Genomic DNA, 20405 nt, shown 5'->3' on the forward strand with positions numbered 1-20405 from the left:
CTTCAGACGGTAAACTGAGCGGCGGTTGCGCGCTTTCGGAGCGGATATCAATAGAAGGTTGAAGACGGGTTTGTTGGGCTTGTTGCTGTTGAATTTGGCGTTGCTGCTGATTGGTGTCGAATCGGTTTAGCTCGGATAATACCTGCGGCGGCACTTCGGCAAAGGAGAAGGAAGAACAAAGGGCACAGACTACAGCAACATAAACGGAGTTTGGCGCAGCGTTTATCATAGCGAATGACGAATGTATAAAATATCGGTTTAAATGAATATTCGCCGGCATTTCTCCGGTGAGATAACCGGCAGTAAATTTTATCGGTTTGTTACACGAACGTTGTGTAATTTATCATCAAAGATTTTGCAATGCAACTTTCAAATAAAAAACCGCACTTAATCTGCCAAAAAGTGCGGTCAATATCTTGATCGTTTTGCGAAAAACTAGCGAATAATTCCGCGAGTCGAACGTTTGAAGAAGTCCAAGAAGAAACTGATCGCCGTTTCGGTTTTCGCGTAATGTTCGATTTCCGGCATAATATCTTCCAAGGTTCTGCCGCTGCGATAAATCAATTTGTACACGTTACGAATGGCGTGTAGTGTCGGTTTATCGAATCCGCGACGTTTTAATCCTTCGATATTCACGCCGAAAGGTTGTGCGTGGTTGCCTTGCGCCATTACATACGGCGGGACGTCTTGGCTCACCATCGAACCGCCGCCCAACATAACGTGCGCACCGACGATCACGAATTGGTGGATCGCCGACATTCCGCCGACAATCACGAAATCGTCCAATTCGACGTGTCCGGCAAGCGTGGCGTTATTGGCGAGGATACAACGATTTTTAATGTGGCAATCGTGTGCAATGTGCGCGTTAATCATAAATAAATTATCGTCGCCGACTCGCGTCACCCCCCCGCCTTGAACCGTGCCGCGGTGAATGGTTACGCTTTCGCGAATACGATTACGATTGCCGATAATGGTTTTGGTCGGTTCGCCTTGATATTTCAGATCTTGGTTCACTTCGCCGATACTGGCGAATTGGAAAATCTGGTTATCTTCGCCGATGGTGGTCACGCCTTTAACGACAACGTGCGAATGTAAAACCGTTCCTTTGCCGATTTCCACATCCGCGCTGACAATACAAAACGGCCCGATAACGACGTTTTCACCGATTTTTGCGCCTTCTTCCACGATAGAAGAAGGATGAATTTTAGCACTTGGGTGGATCATAGTTTCCCCTTAGCGACGAGCACACATTAGTTTTGCTTCACAAGCGACTTCGCCGTTTACGCTAGCAACGCCGGTAAACGCCGTAATACCGCGACGTTCTTTAATCACGGTAACATTTAATTCCATTTGATCGCCGGGTAATACCGGACGTTTAAAGCGGGCTTCATCGATGCCGGCGAAATAAAACAATTCACCGCCGCTTAATTCGTGAGTTTTAAAGGCAAGAATTCCCATTGCCTGCGCGAGCGCTTCAAGAATCAACACGCCCGGAAAAATCGGTTCCGCCGGGAAATGACCGGTAAAGCAAGGTTCGTTTACACTGATATTTTTTACCGCTTTAAGCCATTTTCCTTCTTCAAAATCCGTTACGCGGTCAACCAATAAAAACGGATAACGATGAGGAAGCAACGTCATTATTTCTTTCGCTTCAATAGTTCTTGCAGTTTCTTTAATTGTCACAATCACACCTTTTCAATAAATATAATTAATAATCGGATTTTGAAGGGATTATACGATATTTAACCGCCCAATACAAAACGTACCACATCAGTGGCACGTTTAATTCGATTTTAGCGTAATTTCTTTTCGAGGTTTTTCAAACGCTTGTTCATTTTATCAATGTCCAAGGTTAAGGCTGCGGTTTTACGCCATTCTTTGTTCGTTTGCAACGGAATACCGGAAGAATAAATGCCCGGTTCGGTGATCGGGCGCATTACCATTCCCATACCAGTGATCGTGACTTTATCGCAGATTTCCATATGTCCGTTGATCACGCTGGCGCCGCCGATCAAACAATAACGACCGACTTTCAAACTGCCCGCCATAATCACGCCGCCCGCTACCGCCGTGCCCGTGCCGATATGCACGTTATGAGCGATTTGACAAAGGTTATCGATAATAACGTTATCTTCGATTACCGTAGCATCCAATGCACCTCGATCGATACAAGTGCAGGCACCGATTTCCACATTGTTACCGATAATCACACCGCCGGTTTGCGGAATTTTAATCCAACGTCCGCGATCATTGGCGTAACCGAATCCGTCACTGCCAATCACGGCGCCGGACTGAATTAAGCAACGTTGTCCGATTTGCACATTATGGTAAACGCTGACGTTCGCCCAAAGTTGCGTGCCGTCGCCGATCTTGGTATTTTTACCGATAAAGCAACCCGCGCCGATTACAACATCATCGCCCAATATAACGCCCTCTTCGATGACGGCATTAGCGCCGACGGAGACGTTTTTACCCAATAAAGCGCGGTCGGAAATTACCGCACTTTCGGCGATATTGCTTGCCGCTTTCGGCGTATCGTCCATATATTGCGCCAATAATGCATAAGCGACATAAGGATCTTTTACAATCAACAAATTGCTTTGCTCGGCACAAAACGGCACGTCGCTTTCGCTGACAACCAAGACGCCGGCTTGCGATTGAGCAAGTAGCTCGCGAAATTTCACGTTGGAAATAAAGGTCAGCTGATTGGCGCTCGCTTTATCTAAAGGTGCGATACTGTCAACGACGACATCGGCGTTACCACGAATGGTAGCGCCGATTTGTTCCGCTAATGCTTTAAGGGAATAGGTTTGCATTATTTAGCCTGTTCTGCCGGAGCCGGAATAGCTTTTAAGACGTCTTCGGTAATATTTTTACCGTCTGCGCTGTAAATTGCCGCTTTTTCATCAAGCACTGCGGTGAAGTTTTGCGCTTTCGCCACTTCTGTCGTTGCATTTTGAATGTCGGTCAATAATTTTTGATCCACTTCCATTTGACGTTTTTGACCGTCTTCACGGAATTTCGCTACGTCTTTTTGGTGTTTGTCAACAAGCGCTTTAAATTCCGCATCACGTTTTTCAGCTAATTTTGCAATTTCGTCTTGACGTTTTTTGATATCCGCTTGACGTAATTTCGGCGCTTCTTTTTCTAACGCTTTCACTTTACCGTCGATTTCTTTTTCAAATGCGGTTCTTTTCTCTTGTAGTGCTTTTTCCGCCGCTTGTAGTTTTTCCGCCGGCGCTTTAAACTCGTCGTCTAATTTTTGTAATTCCACTTTACGCGCAGGGTGATTTGCGAAAAGGTAATCCACATTGATAAAGGCGATATTATCATTCGCCATTAACGAGGAACTGAACGCCAACGCTAAAGAAAGTGCGGTTAATTTTACTACTTTTTTCATTTGTTAAATTTTCCTTAAACTAAGTCTGTTTGTGTATTACTTCCGCACGATCTTTAAATACCATCGTGCGGATATGGGATTAGACTATGAAATTTCCGATAAGTTCCGACTAGAAGGTTCCGCCGATACTAAATTGGAATTGCTCGATTTCATCGCCGTCATATTTTTTCAACGGTTTGGCATAAGAGAATACCAACGGGCCGATCGGCGATTGCCATTGGAAGGCAACACCGGCGGACGATCTGACGCGCGAAGGATCGCCGTAATCCGGTAAATTCGGATACAGGGATTTGCCGTCGGATTTCCATTTGGTATTCCAAACGCTTGCGGCGTCCACAAATAACGAGGTGCGCACCGAACGTTGATTTTTATCCGCTACGAACGGTGTCGGCACGATTAATTCAAGGCTTGCCGTGGTCATTGCGTTACCGCCGATAATATCATTTACCTTACAATAGCCGCCATTACCGTTGTTACAGGAATCGTTCCAATAAATCGCTTGCGGACCGACCGCACCATAGGCGAATCCGCGTAAACTGCCGATACCGCCCGCAGAATAGTTTTGATAGAACGGTAAGCGTTTGCCGCCGAAACCGTTCGCATAAGAGGCGCCGAGGCGAGCGGACATTACCCAAATGTGATCGCGATCCAACGGATAGAAGCCTTGAACTTCCGCATTGGCTTTATAATATTTGTTATCGGATCCCGGAATTGTGACTTTACCGCCCACGGTGGCTTTCACGCCCGATGTCGGGAAATAACCGCGGTTCAAGCTGTTATAGTTCCAACCGAAAGAAAATTCGAAGTCGTCCGCTTTAAATGTCCAATCGTCGTAGTTCATTGATTGACGATATAAATTACGGTTAAATTCCGGTACGACGTCTTTTAATTTATTGTGAACATAACCCAAACCGACGTAGTAAGAGTTATTTTCGTTAACAGGGAAGCCCAATGTGCCGTTTACGCCGTATGTGGTTCGGCTATAAGACGCGGAGGTACTACTTTTCGAGTTATCATATTCTTCGAAGAATACGTTGCCGCCCAAACTTACGCCGTCTTTGGTGAAGTAAGGTTCGGTATAACCTAAATTAATGCTGGTACCGTAATCGTTACGCGAACCGCCTAAGCTGATAGAAGATCCCATTCCCAAGAAGTTATCTTGTTTAATGCTAGCTTGGTAGCTTAATCCGCTTTCCGTACCGTAACCCACACCGAAGTTGATACTACCGGTGTTGCGTTCTTTCACTTTATAGATTACGTCCAATTCGTCATCGGTACCGTTTACGGCTTCGGTGCGCGAATCGACGGTTTCAAAAAATCCGGTTCTTTCCAACCGCACTTTACCGAGTTCGATTAATTGGGAAGATAACCAAGTACCTTCTTGTTGACGCATTTCTTGGCGCAATGTGCTGTCCGCACTGATCGTGTTACCTTCGAAACGAATTTGGCGCACGGAATAACGACGACCGGCATCCACCACAAAGGTTAAGCCTAAGGTTTTCTCCGCATCGTTAAATTCCGGACTCACATTCACTTGCGCGCTAGCGTAACCTTGTTCGCCTAGCGTCGCTTTAATGCCGTCTTCCACGGCTTTAACGTCGCTGCGGCGGAAGGTGTCGTTAAGGCGAATTTGTTTTAATAACGGCGACAGCTGTTCCGCCATTCCGCCCACATCACCGACGATACGCGCATTGCTCACGGTATATTGCTCACCTTCGTGGACTTTAATCGCGACTTTCGCTTCGGTTTTTTCGTCATTTAGTTGAACGTCCGTACCGGTGATTTGGAATTTCGCATAACCGCGATCCAAATAATATTCGCGCAAGGTTTCCAAATCTTTGCCGAATTGGGTGGAATCGAATTTATTACCGAATAATTTCCACCACGCATCCGGTTGTAATTCCATTTGATCTTGTAATTTCCCGCTGCTAAAGGCTTCGTTGCCTTCAAATTCGATACCTTTCAACAAGGCAACATCGTTTTCTTTAATTTGCAATTTCACTTCGGCGCGGTTGTTCGGTAAGGTATTTACAATGGTTTCGACTTTCGCATTATAACGACCGACACTTTGATAATGCTCTAACAAACTTTGACGGAATGCTTCCAATTTTTCACGGTTTAACACATCGCCGGCGGCAAAACCGTTTGCATTTAAGTTATCTTTTAATGCATCGTCCGGAATGGATTCGTTACCGTCTAAAATCACATCGCTGATAATCGGTCGTTGCTGCACGGAGATCACCAAGGTGTTGCCTTCTCTTGATGCTTTGACATCTTCATAGCCGCGTAAGAAAAGCGTTCTCACCACGTTCGAAATATCGTTATCCGTCGCACGTTGTCCGATACGCACGGGCAATCCGGAAAGAATCGCGCCTTCCGAACCGGCTTGTACGCCGTCAACACGAATGTCTTGCACGACAAAAGGCGCGGCGATCACTGTTGTGGAGCCGAATAGTAAACTTGCAATCAGAAGTTTTTTCATTGTTACCTGTATCCTGTTCAAAAAAATAAATTATGCTAGACGTAGAAAATCATTAAATAAAGCAAATACCGTCAAGGCTAATAAAAGTGCCGCGCCGACTCGATAGGCGATCTGTTGTACTCTTTCGGAAAGCGGTTTACCTTTTACCGCTTCGGCCGCTAAAAATACAAGATGTCCGCCGTCTAATACGGGCAACGGAAACAAATTCATAATCCCAAGGTTCACACTAATTAACGCCATAAAGCTTAAATAATAAACGAACCCGATTTCCGACGACATTCCCGCGCCTTTTGCAATCGACACGGGACCGCTCAAATTGGTTAAAGACAAATCGCCGGTAAATAGTTTACCAATCACTTTTATCGTCAACCACGAGAGTTGGGCGGTTTTTTCGATACCTTTCTGCAGCGCGTCAAGAATATCATATTTTAATTCGGTGCGATACTCATCCGCAATCGGATGAAATGTCGGCGAAACGCCCACATACCATTTCCCTTTTTCATTTTGCTGCGGCACTAAGGTTTTAGTTAAAAAAGTGCCGTCACGCTCGATTTGAAAACTGAAAGGTCGCCCTTCTTTTACCGTATTCACAAAGGATTGCCATTGCATCGGCGCGCCTTCGGCAGTATATAATTTATCTCCGATTCGCAATCCTGCGGATTCCGCCGGTGAATTTTCCACAACCTTAGACAAGGTCATTTCGATTTTAGTTCGCACCGGAATCATTCCCAATGCGGTAAATGCGCTTTCTTTGTCGGGATCAAAGCGCCAGTTGCGTAAATTCAACGTTTTGTGCTGTTCGATTTGGCTGCCGAAAGGCGACAACGTAATATCCACGTTCTCATTACCCATTTTTGTCGCCAACAGCATATTAATGGTTTCCCAATCCGGCGTGCGACTGCCGTCAATCGCCATAATTTGCGAATTCGGCTGAATCATTGCCTGCGCTGCAATCGAATCTTGACGAACCTCCGCAATCACCGGTTTCACGCTCGGAATACCGAGAGAATATACCGCCCAATAAGCCAAAATCGCAAAAAAGAAATTCGCCGCAGGGCCGGCAATGATGACAAACGCCCGCTGCGCCACGCTTTTGCTATTAAAGGATTGCGATTTCAATTCGTCCGGCACATCCTCATTGCGTTCATCCAGCATTTTGACATAACCGCCCAAGGGAATTGCCGATACGGCGAACTCCGTGCCGTGTTTGTCAATACGCGACCATAACACTTTGCCGAAACCGATTGAAAAACGATGAATTTTTATACCGCACTTTCGCGCCGCCCAAAAATGTCCGTATTCGTGCACGGAAACCAGTACGCCGATGACGATCAAAAAAGACACTAATGACCAAAGAAATGACATTACGCGTGGTTCCTATAAAACGTAAAAATAAAAATAAGCGAAAAACGGCACCGCAGCGGTCAAACTGTCGATACGATCCAAAATACCGCCGTGCCCCGGAATTAAATTACTGCTGTCTTTGATTCCGCTTTCCCGCTTAAACATACTTTCGGTTAAATCGCCGAGCACGGAAATCGCCACGGTACATAAGGACAACAGCACAAAAGGTGCGGTTGAAACGGTGAACAAATTATTCGGCGCAATTTGAATGAATAACGCCGCCAACACGACCGCCGTGATTAATCCGCCGATCACGCCTTGCCAAGTTTTACCCGGTGAAACTTTCGGTGCTAATTTATGTTTGCCAAATTTTCGTCCGGCGAAATAAGCGCCGGAATCCGCCGCCCAGACCAAAATAAAGACATAAAGCAATAACATTACACCGTGATAAGGATTCGCGTTATAGCCGTCCAAACGTAAACGTAACACGCCGATTAAAAACGGAATCAGCGTCAACACAGCGAACACCAGTTGCAACAAAGCCGATTTTCCCCATAATTTCGCCGAATGCGGATAACGCACCACAAAACCCAACGCTACAATCCACCAAATCACGGAGGCGAGTAAAACGGGCTGTGCATAGCCTTCGAACACTCTACCCACATTCAAATAATCCGCTTCGCCGAAAATCAACAAAAACAAAAACGCACCGGCCAATCCGGCGATAAGCAAACGCCAAAAGCCGTTTTTAATGCGTGCGAATTGCGTCCATTCCCACACGCCCAGCGTCGTCACCACACCCAAGGCGAGCGCAAAATAAAAAGGAGAAAACCAAAATAACGCCGAAAAGACAATAGCGATAAGCACAATCGCCGATAACACTCGTTGTTTTAACAAAATTCAAGTCCTCTATTCTGTCGCGCCGAAACGGCGATGACGTTGTTGATAAGCCGCAACGGCTCGATTAAATTCTTTCTGATCAAAATCCGGCCACAGTACGTCGGAAAAATATAACTCCGCATAAGCGATTTGCCATAGCAAAAAATTACTTATTCGCTGCTCGCCGCTGGTGCGAATTAACAAGTCTACCATCGGCTGATCGCCAGTTACTAAATGCTGTTGGAACAAGGATTCGGTAATTTCATCAGGGTTCAAGCCACCCTCTTTTACCGACCGAGCGATTTTTTGCGCCGCTTGCACAATATCCCAACAACCGCCGTAATTCGCCGCAATATTCAACGTAAGTGCGGTGTTATTTTCCGTTAAATTCTCCGCTTTTGCGATTTTTTCTTGTAACGCCGCGCTGAACCGCGAAATATCGCCGACAATTTTCAAACGAATATTATTTTTATGCAATTTTTTCACTTCGCGATCCAAAGCTTGCATAAATAACGTCATCAAAGCGCTGACTTCTTGCTCCGGACGATTCCAGTTTTCACTGCTGAAGGCATATAACGTCAAAACTTGCACGCCGATCTTACGCGCATAAGATACCGCCTCACGCACCGCCGCCACACCGTTCGTATGCCCGAAAATACGCATTTTCCCTTTTTGTTTCGCCCAACGCCCGTTACCATCCATAATAATGGCAACGTGTCGGGGGATGTTATTCGCATCAATTTCAATCATTCTTATTTTACTCGGATTTTTTAACCGCACTTTTTATGCGTCACTATATCACAGGCGGCTACGGTTAAAAACTTAAAATCAGTCGCTCGGCTAATTCGCGCGCTTTCCGATCAATTTCCAACACATCACCAATCGCCATTATCTTCTGCGGGGTGATTTTTTCCACGACGCGTTGATTAACTTGTGCGATTTGCGTAAAGCCGATTCGACGATTTAAAAACGCATCCACGGCAATTTCATTCGCCGCATTCATTGCCGTTGTGGCGTATTGACCGGCGCGAAAGGCATCAATGGCGAGTTTTAAGCAAGGATAACGTTGGTAATCCGGTTTTAAAAAGGTTAAGCCGTTAAGTTGATAAAAGTCCAAAGGTTCGACGCCGGCAAAAGTGCGGTTCGGATAGGCCATTGTTTCGGCAATCGGGGTACGCATATCGGGGTTGCCCATTTGGGCGATGACACTGCCGTCTAGATAACGCACCATTGAATGAATAATGGATTGCGGGTGAATAATCACTTCCATTTCTTCTTCGGCGGCGTTAAACAGCCAGCGCGCTTCAATATATTCCAAGCCTTTATTCATCATTGTCGCCGAATCCACGGAGATTTTTTTGCCCATTGACCAATTCGGATGCGCTACGGCTTGTTCAGGTGTGATATGTTCGAATTCGCTTAAATCCGTATAACGAAAAGGTCCGCCGGAACCAGTGAGGACAATTTTACTGATACCCAATTCTTTTAGCGGACAAAATCCAATTTGCTCTTGCGCCGCGTGCGGTAACGATTGGAAAATCGCATTATGTTCGCTGTCCACCGGTAAGAGTTGCGCGTGATGTTTTTTTACTTCGTCGATAAAAAGTTGTCCGCAAGTGACTAAGGTTTCTTTATTGGCTAATAAGACGCGTTTTCCCGCTTGAACGGCAGCTAATGTCGGCAATAAACCCGCCGCGCCTACAATCGCCGCCATTACTTGATCTGCTTGCGGATGAGCGGCGAGCTCGCAAATGGCTTGTTGTCCGCTTAATATGCGTGTATTGCACTGAAGTGCGGTGAGTTTTTCACGCAAAATTTTTGCTGCTTGCTCATCTTCCAATGCGGCGAATTTAGGTTGAAATTTCAGACATTGTTCCGCCATTCGCTCCGCATTGCGCCCGCCGACCAATGCCAAAACTTGATAACGTTCAGGATTATGTTCGATAACCGATAAGGTGCTGGCTCCGATGGAACCGGTCGAACCTAAAATGACAATATTCGTTTTATTTTGCATAAAAATTTCACCGCACTTTTAAAAATAAATTGCAATCAATAAGCCCTATTTATCTACAATAAAAAACGCAGTACAAACTGCGTTTTAATATAGCGGGCTTACGCCTCAAAATAGGATCAGTCGGAAATATCCTTTTTGACGCAATTAGAAATCCAACAATTCTTTTTCTTTTTCCGCCAAGGCTTCATCCACTTTTTTGATGAAGGTGTCGGTAATTTTTTGAATTTCGTCTTGCGCTTTACGTTCTTCGTCTTCGCTGATTTCTTTGTCTTTTAATAATGCTTTGATTTGATCATTGGCATCACGACGCACATTACGCACGGCAACTTTGCCTTGTTCCGCTTCGCTTTTTACGATTTTAATCAAATCGCGACGACGTTCTTCCGTCAACGGCGGCAACGGCACACGAATCGTTGTGCCGGCAGAAGACGGATTCAATCCTAAATCGGAGGTCAAAATCGCTTTTTCCACTGCGCTGATTAAGCTGCGATCAAAAACCGTTACGGCTAACGTACGCGCATCTTCCGCCACGACGTTGGCTAATTGACGTAGAGGTGTCGCCGCACCGTAATAGTCCACTTGAATACCGTCGAGCAAACTTGGTTGCGCGCGTCCGGTTCTCACTTTCACAATGTGGCTTTTGAATGTTTCAAGGCTTTTTTCCATACGCACTTGCGTATCTTTTTTAATTTCGTTAATCACTGAGATTCCTTTATTCAATTAAACAGTTTTATCAATTCTACATTAATCGCAAATCAGCGTGCCTTCGGTTTGACCTAAAAGCACATTGCGTAACGCACCCGGTTTACCCATATTAAATACACGAATCGGCATACCGTGATCGCGAGCAAGAGTAAATGCGGCTAAGTCCATTACTTGCAATTCTCTTTCGATCACGTCGGCATAAGTCAATTTGTTATATAACACGGCATCCGGATTTTTCGCCGGATCACAGTCATAAACACCTTCTACTTTAGTCGCTTTTAACACGACATCGGCTTCAATTTCAATACCGCGTAAACAAGCTGCCGAATCCGTCGTAAAGAACGGGCTGCCCGTACCACCGGAGAAAATCACTACGCGTTTTTCGCGTAACATTTTAATCGCTTCCGACCAGTTATAAGTATCGCAAATACCGTTTAATTGGAATGCGGACATTAATTTTGCATTCACGTCAGCACGGTGTAAGGCATCACGCATTGCCAAGCCGTTCATTACGGTTGCCAACATCCCCATATGGTCGCCGACCACACGGTTCATTCCGGCTTTCGCTAATTTCGCACCACGGAATAAATTGCCGCCGCCGAGCACGACGCCGACTTCCACGCCCATTTCCAATAACTCTTTGATTTCAAGCGCCATTCTGTCCAAAATAGATGGGTCGATACCGAAACCTTCGTCTCCTTGCAAGGCTTCACCGCTTAATTTTAATAGAATGCGTTTATAGATCGGATTACTCATTTTTTCTCCTCAGAACTCGGACATAAAATTCTGTTTATTATAGAGCAACATTGCTTAACTGAAAATAGTCGATGTAAAAAATAGCGATAGAACCGCTAATTAAAATTCAGTAAAATACCTCGCAACGTTGTTATTCCGAAAAGGAAAGATTGTGTCGTTTAAGCAGAAAAAAATCAGAATTCCCGATTCCCTTCAATTCATTATGGCAATCATCGCGCTTATCGCCTTATATTTTGCGGCAAGATTGGCGTTAATCGGTTCCGGTTATTTCAGCGCGCCAAGTTTAAGAGAAATTTTATTATTTAGCGCGTTGATTATTATTTTAAATTCCTCTAAAAAACTGTTTTATTTCGTGTTAATGCCGATTTTAGCCGTTTACGCCCTTTATGCACCCATCGGGTTAAGTTTCGGCGCACCGTCTTATCAATATATCGCTTCCGTTTTCGCCACGGATTTATTGGAAGGCAAAGAATTTTTGTCTCAACTGCCGTTCATCAATTATTTGCTGCCGGTTGCGATTATCGCTTTAGTGTTGTTTTTCCGTTTTTGCACGCAAAAATATCGACTTTATTTGCATAAAAACAAAGTTTTTCTTGCGGCGGTGATGATTTTCGCCTTGTTCGATACCGTGCCGTTTAAACTGCTGCAAGACACTTATCACGCTGGAATGAAAGTTTCGCAAGAATTAACGATGTTAAATAATCTTAGCATTGAAAGCCAATGGGGAAAATCGAGCTTAAGATTGGATTCGGGCTATGATGATTATGTTGTTATTATCGGCGAAAGCGCGAGAAAAGATTATCACCACGCTTACGGCTATCCGGTAGAAAATACGCCGTTTATGTCATCGGCAAAAGGTACCTTGATTGACGGTTTTACCGCAGGCGGAACTAATACCATCGCCTCGTTAAAGCTAATGCTGACCAAACCCGACACCCAACAATGGGAAGGCGATTATGGGTTAAACTTTATTGATTTGGTCAAATCCGCCGGAATCAAAACCTATTGGATTTCCAACCAAGGTTATTTGGGGCAATTTGATACGCCGATTTCCGCTATTGCCAATAAAAGCGACGAAAAAATCTTTCTCAAAGCCGGCGATTCGCTAAATACCAATACCAGCGATTTTCAGTTGCTACCGAAATTTACCCAAGTCATCGCCCAGCCTTTTCAGGGAAAACGTTTTATCGTGCTACATCTTTACGGTTCGCATCCGATCACCTGCGATCGCTTAACGGATTATCCGAAACTATTTAATGACAATTATATTGCGAAAAAGTATTTTAATGTGAACTGTTATATTTCTTCGATCAAAAAAACCGATGAAGTACTGCGCCAAGTTTATGAGAGCTTGCGTGAAAATCAGCAAAAAAATCACCGCACTTTTTCGATGATCTATTTTTCCGATCACGGTTTGGCACATCAAATCAGCGAGGATAATATCGTAATTCACAACAGCAACGGCAGAAGCAAACGCCATTATGACGTTCCCTTGTTTAAAATTTCCTCCGATGATACGCAAAGACGGGAATACCGTGTTTTTAAATCCGGTTTGAATTTCACCGACGGTATTGCAAATTGGATTGGCATTGATAACCCGAAAATCAATTCCGCGGCGGATTTGTTCAGTAATAACGCAGATCCTGATGATTACGGTTTAAGTAAAATAATTGAAAAAATCGACAGTTCGGATGATCCTGCGGTCGTGATCCCGACACCGTAAAGTGCGGTCAATTTTCGTAACATTTATATTTAACTCACTTCGGAGAAAAATAAAAAATGCGTTTTTTCTTTTTATTATTTATCGGCTTATTCAGCCTAAATTTAACCGCGTGTAACGAAACCCGTCACCCAAATACAGAAAACGAAAGCTCGCGGACGTTAATTATTTTTTACGATCCGACAAAAACCGATGCGAAAGAATTGATTAGCCAAAGCCAACGTTTACATACCACTTTGGTTTATCAATACCAAAATTTTAATGCTATTGCGGTGAACGTTCCGCCGGCACAAGATATGGAAGAAACTAAAGCCCGCTTTGAGGCGCTGCCGAGTGTTTTGCAGGTTAACGAAGATCAAAAGCTCAGTTACATTAAAACGCTTCTATTGCATAAAAAAAGAGGGCGAAATTTCGCCCTCTGATCTTATTGATTCTTTGAAGAATTATGCGTTTCCGCCGGTGATTTTCGCGACTTCCGCTGCGAAATCTTCTTCAACTTTCTCGATACCTTCGCCCACTTCTAAACGAATGAAGTTAGATACTGAAGTACCGACTGATTTTAAGTAGTCACCTACAGAAACGGAAGGATCCATTACGAATGCTTGACCGGTTAAAGACACTTCGCCGGTGAATTTCTTCATACGACCTTCAACCATTTTTTCTGCGATTTCTTTCGGTTTACCGGAATTGATCGCAATGTCGATTTGGATTTGACGTTCGTGTTCAACCACTTCGGCAGAAACATCTTCCGGATTCACGAATTCAGGTTTAGATGCCGCAACGTGCATTGCCACTTTTCTTAATTCTTCTTCAGAACCTTGACCAGCCACTAATACACCGATTTTCGCACCGTGCAAGTATTGTGCAATCACTTCGCCGTCTAAATATTTAACGCGACGAACGGTCATATTTTCACCGATTTTCGCCACTAATGCCGCACGTTTTTCTTCAAATTGTGCTGCTAAAACATCGATTGTTGTGCCTTTGTTCGCAAGAGCATAATCGGCAACTTCATTTGCCAAACCTAAGAAACCGGCATCTTTCGCAACGAAGTCGGTTTCGCAGTTCATTTCGACTAATACGCCGAAACCTGCGCCGATACGCGCTAAGATAACACCTTCGGCAGCTACGCGGCCCGCTTTTTTAGCGGCTTTCGCTTGACCGGATTTACGCATATTATCGATCGCTAATTCGATATCGCCGTTCGCTTCAACTAACGCTTTTTTACATTCCATCATACCGGCACCGGTACGTTCGCGAAGTTCTTTTACTAATGCTGCTGTGATTTCAGCCATTTTAAATTCCTCTATCCACGCTATTCAGTGAAAATTTTCACCGCACTTTTGATAAAAAAGCAGGGAACTCTAAAGCCCCCTGCTAACCAATTAATCGTTGTGATTAATAAGGGCTTACGCCTTTACTCACAGAATTATTCTGCTGCCGCTTCCGCGAAATTTTCTTCGGTTACCGCTTCTTGTTGGCGACCTTCTTTCACTGCCGCAACTGCAGCGGAAAGATATAATTGAATCGCACGAACCGCATCGTCGTTACCCGGAATCACGAAATCAACGCCGTCCGGATTAGAGTTGGTATCAACGATAGCAAACACAGGAATACCTAAATTATTCGCTTCTTTGATCGCAATATGTTCGTGATCCGCGCCGATAACGAAAATCGCATCCGGAAGACCCGCCATATCTTTAATACCGCCAAGGCTTAACTCAAGTTTTTCCATCTCACGAGTACGCATTAACGCTTCTTTTTTGGTTAATTTATCAAATGTACCGTCTTGAGATTGTGTTTCTAAATCTTTTAAACGTTTGATTGATTGACGAACTGTTTTCCAGTTAGTCAACATACCACCTAACCAACGGTGATTAACGTAATATTGTTGACAGTCTAATGCTGCTGCTTGAACCGCTTCGGTTGCCGCACGTTTCGTACCGACAAATAAGATTTTACCGTTGTTGCTCGCAATACGAGTCAATTCAGCCAATGCATCGTTGAACATAGGAACGGTTTTTTCTAGATTGATGATATGAACGCCGTTGCGTGGTCCGAAAATGAACGGTTTCATTTTTGGATTCCAGTAACGTGTTTGGTGACCGAAGTGAACGCCTGCTTGAAGCATATCGCGCATTGAAACTTGTGCCATATTATTTTTTCCTTTTGTTTGGGGTTTAGCCTCCACATACCAAGCAAATCGACCGTTTGGCACCCCGATTTACCCTAACGATATGTGTGTGATTTATGATTAATTCATTACTTTGAGAAATTCAAAATAACGGCGTGCTTTATACCATAAAGTGCGGTCTAAAACCAGAAAATTTTGTCAAATCCATAAAAAATGTGTAAATTTCGGTATTTTGAAAGATAAAACAAAAAACGGCAAATATTGATCTGCCGTTTTTCTTCTAAATGAATAATGATTATTCTTGATTCATAAAGTCGTTATTCACTTCAATTTTTGCTTTGTCACGCAATGCGTTTAGCAGGGAGTGATAAAGTTCTGCTTGGCGCGCTTGGGCAAGTTGGGCATTAAATTGTTGTAATTGTTCGGCGGATAAATTGCCGTCTTCCACTTTGTTTAACTCGATCAATACGACATTATTATCCGATGTTTTTGCGGCGCTGTAGCTCGGTTTATCCGTTGGTTTTGCCATTGCGAAGATCGCATTATCGAGTACAGGGTCTTTATTTTCCGCAAATACGCGTACTTCCGTTTCACCGAATTTTACGTTTTCAGGTAATGCGGTATTCGGATTTTCAACTAAAGTGCGGGCAATTTTTTCAGCGTTTTCCAACACGGCTTTTTCAGCTTTTTGATGTGTCAAATACGCGGTAATTTCCGCTTTTGCTTCGTCTAAACTTTTTGTACCTTCCGCTTTATGATCAACAACGCGTACAACGATAGAATGTTGATCGCCGACATTAATAGCTTCGGAATTGGTTCCGCCTTGTGAGACATCTGAGTCAAATACAGTGGAGACTAAATTCGCAAAATTTAATGCTTGCGGAATATCTTTACGCGTAAAATAGTCGGTTTCTTCCACTTTTACACCGGCGGCTTGCGCAGCGGCATTTAGTGAAGATTGATCTTCAAAGGCTTTTTCATTGACTCGTTTTTCTAATGCATAAAATTCATTTGCCGCTAAATCATTACGGATTTTCGCTGCAATATCATTTTTAACTTCGTCAAGGGAACGCGTTTTTACATCTTGCACTTTGATAATGTGATAAGCATTATCCACTTTTACCGGCTGGCTGTATTGTCCCACATCCAATTTTGCAGCGGCAATTTCAAATTCCGTAGGTAAGGTACCGGCGGAAACCCAATTTAAATCGCCACCTTTAGCACCTGAGATTTTATCCGTTGAATACAATTTAGCTAATAAAGCGAAATCTTCTCCTTTTTGTAAATCCGCATAAACCGCTTGGGCTTCTTTTTCGCTTGCTAATTGGATATGTGCCAAACGTTGGGTCATATATTGACTTTTGTTGTCTTGATAATATTGTGCGATTTCAACATCGGTCACATTGACATTTTTCTGTGCGACGGCAGCTGTTAAGTCAATATATTGGACTTTTACCGATTCAGGTACAATAAATGCCGCTTTATTCGATTCATAATATTGTTGAATTTCTTGTTCCGTTACAGTTTGTTGTGCTAATTCATTTGCTAGCGGTAATGTTGCCAAGCGAACGCTACGTTGTTGGAAAAACAATTTCGCTAAATTTTCAGCTTGCGCAGGAACAACAAAATCCGATGCGGCAAAACCGCTTTGTAATTGTTCAAGGCGTAATCCTTCACGCACATATTGCGCGTACATTTCACCGTTTAGACCATTGGAGGACAACATTTGTTGATATAAGCGGTTGTCAAATTTTCCGTCGTTTTGAAAAGCCGGAGAGGTGACGATTTCTTGTGTAATCTGCGCATCACTTACGTCTAATTTCAATTCGGAAGCGTACTGGCGCAATAATTCTTGGTCGATCAGACGATTTAATACATTTTTTCTTAATCCGTTGATAAATTCCGGAGAATCCGCCACAGCGGCAAATTGTGCGCCGAGTTGTTGGCTTAAACGTTGATATTCGTCGTTATATTGCTGCTGAAAAGTTTGCTGAGAAATTTCTTCTCCGTTTACTTTTGCCGCGGAGGTATCCACTTGGGTAAATACATAACCCGCTACACCGCTTAATACGAAGGAAACGGCGATAAGACCGAAGATTAATTTCCATAAGATGCTATTTGACGCACCGTTCAGTTTTTCCATTAACATTGAAGTTATCCTATGAATGTTAGATTATTAAATGAAGAAATTCCGTTGATTATAATAGAAAGCGGCAATGTTGGCACGTTAAAAATCTCGACAATATGCGAATCGTCGTTTGCGTAAATGAATACGGCGGACATTTTGCCCGCCGCATAAGTTAAGGTAAAAGTGCGGTAAATTTTTTACCGATTTTATTCATTTAGATCCGAATCCGCTTAATTGACCGCTCGCGTGCGTGAAGTTGTTTTCTTAGCGCGCGCTGCTTTCACTTTGTTTATCGGTGAAAGTTTGACAAATTCAACACCTTCCGGTGGATTTTGTAACGCTATCGTCAACACTTCATCAATCGTTTCGACTGCGTGAATGGTCAAGCTGTTTTTCGCATTTTCCGGAATATCTTCCAGATCTTTTACGTTATCTTTCGGGATAATGACCGTTTTAATCCCGCCGCGGTGCGCTGCCAATAGTTTTTCTTTTAAGCCGCCGATTGGCAATACTTTTCCGCGCAAACTGATTTCACCGGTCATCGCGACTTCAGAACGCACCGGATTACCCGTTAGGCAAGAAACAAGCGCAGTACACATTGCGATACCGGCGCTCGGACCATCTTTCGGCGTGGCACCATCAGGAACGTGAATATGAATATCACGCTTTTCATAAAAATCATCGGCAATCCCCAGTTTATCGGCGCGAGCACGAACGACCGTCATCGCCGCCTGAATAGACTCTTTCATTACATCGCCAAGCGAACCGGTAAAGGTTAGTTTCCCTTTTCCTACAACAGAAGCGGTTTCAATCGTTAATAGATCGCCGCCGACTTCCGTCCACGCCAAGCCGGTCACTTCACCGACTCGATTTTGTGTATCCGCACGACCGAATTCAAAACGTTTCACGCCAAGATAATCTTGCAAATTCGCAGCATTAACCGTGATTGATTTTAGTTTTGGCGCTAATAACAGATTTTTAACGGCTTTACGACAAATTTTTGAAATTTCTCGCTCAAGCCCACGAACACCGGCTTCACGCGTGTAATAACGAATAATATCAAGAATTGCACTGTCTTCAATAATCAATTCGTTTGGTTTTAAGCCGTTTCGCTCAATTTGTTTGGTTAATAAATGTCTCGTTGCAATATTTAATTTCTCATCTTCGGTGTAACCGGACAAACGGATGACTTCCATACGATCCAATAGCGGTCCCGGAATATTCATTGAATTGGACGTTGCAACAAACATTACGTCGGAAAGATCGTAATCCACTTCCAAATAATGATCGTTAAAATGTGAATTTTGTTCGGGATCAAGCACTTCTAACAGCGCTGATGCTGGATCACCTCGCATATCCGATGCCATTTTATCTATTTCATCTAATAGAAATAGTGGATTTTTTACTCCGACTTTTGCCATTTTTTGGATTAATTTACCCGGCAAAGATCCGATATACGTTTTACGATGTCCGCGAATTTCCGCTTCATCACGCACACCACCCAATGCCATACGCACATATTTTCGTCCGGTTGCATTGGCAATAGATTGCCCTAAAGAAGTTTTCCCTACACCCGGAGGACCAACCAAGCAAAGAATCGGACCTTTTAGCTGATTTAGACGGCTTTGTACCGCTAAATATTCTAAAATACGTTCTTTTACGCGTTCTAAACCGTAATGATCGGTATCTAGCACTTCTTGCGCTTTGGCAATATCTTTTTTTACTTTGCTTCGTTTATGCCAAGGGACTTGTAGCATCCAATCGATATAACTACGTACAACCGTCGCTTCCGCTGACATTGGTGACATCATTTTTAATTTTTGTAGCTCGGATTCAACTTTTTCACGCGCTTCCGTCGGCATTTTTGCCTCTTCGACTTTTTGACGAAGTCGTTCCACTTCATCAAGGCTATTTTCGTTGCCTTCACCCAATTCTTTTTGAATCGCTTTGATTTGTTCATTTAGATAATAATCACGCTGGCTTTTCTCCATTTGTTTTTTTACGCGCCCGCGGATCCGTTTTTCTACTTGTAATAAATCCGTTTCACTTTCGAGCAATCCAAGCAAATATTCGAATCGTTCTTCAACATTTGTTAGCTCTAATGCCGATTGTTTTTGACGAACTGAAACGGGAATATGTGCCGCAATGGTATCGCTGAGACGTTCAAAATCATCAATACGTTTCAATGCGCCAACAATATCAGGTTGAAGTTTTTTATTTAAATGAACATAATTCTCAAATGCTGTTAATACGGCATTCTTTGCGACATCCAATTCTGTTTCATCGCCAAGTTCGGAGTCGATTAAATCTACATTGGCTGAAAAAAATTCACCGTTATCTTCAATATAACGAATTCTTGCACGTTGTTGACCTTCAACCAATACTTTAATCATTCCATCAGGTAATTTTAGCAGTTGGATTATATTGGCAACGGTACCAATGTCATACATATCATCGACTGTCGGATCCTCTAAATCAGGCTGTTTTTGTGAGACCAATAGTAACTGTTTGCCACTTTCCATTGCCTCATTAAGACTTTTTACAGATCTACTGCGTCCGACAAATAAAGGCATTACCATATAAGGAAATACCACAACGTCACGCAACGGCAGAACCGGGAGATTTTTTTGTTTTGTTCGTTTTGCGTTCATTATTAACTACTCTCCTGTTTAAAATTCGGGAATACGTTCGATATTGGGTCAAATTGACCAAGTTCAAGGTTTGATAGAAAAAAGCGTGCGACTACATATTAGGCCAAAAAACAAAAAAACCGTCAGTCTCTCAACTCACGGTTTCTCTCAATGTTTTATCAAACTTAATAAACCCCGGCGGTGCCCTACTCT

17 protein-coding genes and 1 pseudogene are annotated in these 20405 nt (G+C 43.5%); 2 read left to right on the plus strand and 16 right to left on the minus strand.

Annotation, left to right across the window (positions count from 1 at the left end):
* The 12 genes and pseudogenes from CVP04_RS12040 to pyrH all read right to left on the minus strand — a co-directional run.
* A pseudogene (locus CVP04_RS12040) lies at nucleotides 1-229 on the minus strand (hypothetical protein); the annotation flags it as partial.
* A gap of 206 nt (nucleotides 230-435) precedes the next feature.
* Nucleotides 436-1224: an acyl-ACP--UDP-N-acetylglucosamine O-acyltransferase gene (gene lpxA, locus CVP04_RS12045; RefSeq protein WP_100297743.1), complete on the minus strand. Its 789-nt coding sequence runs from the start codon at nucleotides 1222-1224 to the stop codon at nucleotides 436-438.
* 9 nt (nucleotides 1225-1233) lie between these two features.
* A complete protein-coding gene (fabZ, locus tag CVP04_RS12050) occupies nucleotides 1234-1683 on the minus strand; it encodes a 3-hydroxyacyl-ACP dehydratase FabZ (protein ID WP_423738308.1) in 450 nt (149 codons plus the stop codon).
* 110 nt (nucleotides 1684-1793) lie between these two features.
* Nucleotides 1794-2816: a UDP-3-O-(3-hydroxymyristoyl)glucosamine N-acyltransferase gene (gene lpxD, locus CVP04_RS12055; RefSeq protein WP_100297745.1), complete on the minus strand. Its 1023-nt coding sequence runs from the start codon at nucleotides 2814-2816 to the stop codon at nucleotides 1794-1796.
* Nucleotides 2816-3400 (minus strand): OmpH/Skp family outer membrane protein, encoded by a 585-nt coding sequence (locus tag CVP04_RS12060; protein ID WP_100297746.1) that lies wholly within the window; start codon nucleotides 3398-3400, stop codon nucleotides 2816-2818. The genes lpxD and CVP04_RS12060 overlap by 1 nt, the downstream gene beginning before the upstream one ends.
* Nucleotides 3401-3509: 109 nt before the next feature.
* Nucleotides 3510-5882: an outer membrane protein assembly factor BamA gene (gene bamA, locus CVP04_RS12065; RefSeq protein ID WP_100297747.1), complete on the minus strand. Its 2373-nt coding sequence runs from the start codon at nucleotides 5880-5882 to the stop codon at nucleotides 3510-3512.
* A 30-nt stretch (nucleotides 5883-5912) separates the two neighbouring features.
* The gene (rseP, locus tag CVP04_RS12070) at nucleotides 5913-7247 is read right to left on the minus strand and encodes a sigma E protease regulator RseP (RefSeq protein WP_100297748.1); all 1335 of its coding nucleotides are present in this window, start codon (nucleotides 7245-7247) and stop codon (nucleotides 5913-5915) included.
* 12 nt (nucleotides 7248-7259) lie between these two features.
* The gene (locus CVP04_RS12075) at nucleotides 7260-8123 is read right to left on the minus strand and encodes a phosphatidate cytidylyltransferase (protein WP_100297749.1); all 864 of its coding nucleotides are present in this window, start codon (nucleotides 8121-8123) and stop codon (nucleotides 7260-7262) included.
* Between the two features lie 12 nt (nucleotides 8124-8135).
* The gene (gene uppS, locus CVP04_RS12080) at nucleotides 8136-8855 is read right to left on the minus strand and encodes a polyprenyl diphosphate synthase (RefSeq protein WP_100297750.1); all 720 of its coding nucleotides are present in this window, start codon (nucleotides 8853-8855) and stop codon (nucleotides 8136-8138) included.
* A 64-nt stretch (nucleotides 8856-8919) separates the two neighbouring features.
* The gene (gene ispC, locus CVP04_RS12085) at nucleotides 8920-10119 is read right to left on the minus strand and encodes a 1-deoxy-D-xylulose-5-phosphate reductoisomerase (RefSeq protein ID WP_100297751.1); all 1200 of its coding nucleotides are present in this window, start codon (nucleotides 10117-10119) and stop codon (nucleotides 8920-8922) included.
* 144 nt (nucleotides 10120-10263) lie between these two features.
* Nucleotides 10264-10821: a ribosome recycling factor gene (gene frr, locus CVP04_RS12090; protein WP_100297752.1), complete on the minus strand. Its 558-nt coding sequence runs from the start codon at nucleotides 10819-10821 to the stop codon at nucleotides 10264-10266.
* Between the two features lie 42 nt (nucleotides 10822-10863).
* Nucleotides 10864-11580, minus strand: a complete 717-nt coding sequence (gene pyrH / locus CVP04_RS12095) for a UMP kinase (protein WP_100297753.1) — start codon at nucleotides 11578-11580, stop codon at nucleotides 10864-10866.
* A gap of 202 nt (nucleotides 11581-11782) precedes the next feature.
* Between pyrH and CVP04_RS12100 the strand changes: the two genes are divergently transcribed.
* Entirely contained in the window at nucleotides 11783-13303 is a 1521-nt protein-coding gene (locus tag CVP04_RS12100) for a phosphoethanolamine transferase (RefSeq protein WP_100297759.1), read from the plus strand.
* A gap of 56 nt (nucleotides 13304-13359) precedes the next feature.
* Entirely contained in the window at nucleotides 13360-13722 is a 363-nt protein-coding gene (locus CVP04_RS12105) for a hypothetical protein (RefSeq protein ID WP_100297754.1), read from the plus strand.
* 21 nt (nucleotides 13723-13743) lie between these two features.
* On the opposite strand, the gene tsf is transcribed toward CVP04_RS12105, so the two are convergent.
* The 4 genes from tsf to lon all read right to left on the minus strand — a co-directional run bounded on the left by tsf (nucleotide 13744) and on the right by lon (nucleotide 20213).
* Nucleotides 13744-14595, minus strand: coding sequence for a translation elongation factor Ts (tsf, locus tag CVP04_RS12110; RefSeq protein WP_100297755.1), 852 nt, complete (start codon nucleotides 14593-14595; stop codon nucleotides 13744-13746).
* A 134-nt stretch (nucleotides 14596-14729) separates the two neighbouring features.
* Entirely contained in the window at nucleotides 14730-15455 is a 726-nt protein-coding gene (rpsB, locus tag CVP04_RS12115) for a 30S ribosomal protein S2 (RefSeq protein ID WP_100297756.1), read from the minus strand.
* Between the two features lie 274 nt (nucleotides 15456-15729).
* Nucleotides 15730-17583, minus strand: a complete 1854-nt coding sequence (gene ppiD / locus CVP04_RS12120; protein ID WP_100297757.1) for a peptidylprolyl isomerase — start codon at nucleotides 17581-17583, stop codon at nucleotides 15730-15732.
* Nucleotides 17584-17792: 209 nt separating this feature from the next.
* Nucleotides 17793-20213 (minus strand): endopeptidase La, encoded by a 2421-nt coding sequence (gene lon, locus CVP04_RS12125; protein WP_100297758.1) that lies wholly within the window; start codon nucleotides 20211-20213, stop codon nucleotides 17793-17795.
* Between the last annotated feature and the right edge of the window lie 192 nt (nucleotides 20214-20405).

Origin of the sequence: Caviibacterium pharyngocola, from assembly GCF_002795405.1 — a bacterium.
Classification (GTDB): domain Bacteria; phylum Pseudomonadota; class Gammaproteobacteria; order Enterobacterales; family Pasteurellaceae; genus Caviibacterium; species Caviibacterium pharyngocola.

Bases quoted from the DNA above. Each gene is read 5' to 3' on its own strand.
- CVP04_RS12100 (WP_100297759.1), top strand. From the start codon at position 11,783: ATGGCAATCATCGCGCTTATCGCCTTATATTTTGCGGCAAGATTGGCG.
- uppS (WP_100297750.1), bottom strand. From the start codon at position 8,855: ATGATTGAAATTGATGCGAATAACATCCCCCGACACGTTGCCATTATT.
- pyrH (WP_100297753.1), bottom strand. From the start codon at position 11,580: ATGAGTAATCCGATCTATAAACGCATTCTATTAAAATTAAGCGGTGAA.
- tsf (WP_100297755.1), bottom strand. From the start codon at position 14,595: ATGGCTGAAATCACAGCAGCATTAGTAAAAGAACTTCGCGAACGTACC.
- bamA (WP_100297747.1), bottom strand. From the start codon at position 5,882: ATGAAAAAACTTCTGATTGCAAGTTTACTATTCGGCTCCACAACAGTG.
- lon (WP_100297758.1), bottom strand. From the start codon at position 20,213: ATGAACGCAAAACGAACAAAACAAAAAAATCTCCCGGTTCTGCCGTTG.
- ppiD (WP_100297757.1), bottom strand. From the start codon at position 17,583: ATGTTAATGGAAAAACTGAACGGTGCGTCAAATAGCATCTTATGGAAA.
- rpsB (WP_100297756.1), bottom strand. From the start codon at position 15,455: ATGGCACAAGTTTCAATGCGCGATATGCTTCAAGCAGGCGTTCACTTC.
- rseP (WP_100297748.1), bottom strand. From the start codon at position 7,247: ATGTCATTTCTTTGGTCATTAGTGTCTTTTTTGATCGTCATCGGCGTA.
- lpxD (WP_100297745.1), bottom strand. From the start codon at position 2,816: ATGCAAACCTATTCCCTTAAAGCATTAGCGGAACAAATCGGCGCTACC.
- ispC (WP_100297751.1), bottom strand. From the start codon at position 10,119: ATGCAAAATAAAACGAATATTGTCATTTTAGGTTCGACCGGTTCCATC.
- CVP04_RS12105 (WP_100297754.1), top strand. From the start codon at position 13,360: ATGCGTTTTTTCTTTTTATTATTTATCGGCTTATTCAGCCTAAATTTA.
- lpxA (WP_100297743.1), bottom strand. From the start codon at position 1,224: ATGATCCACCCAAGTGCTAAAATTCATCCTTCTTCTATCGTGGAAGAA.
- CVP04_RS12060 (WP_100297746.1), bottom strand. From the start codon at position 3,400: ATGAAAAAAGTAGTAAAATTAACCGCACTTTCTTTAGCGTTGGCGTTC.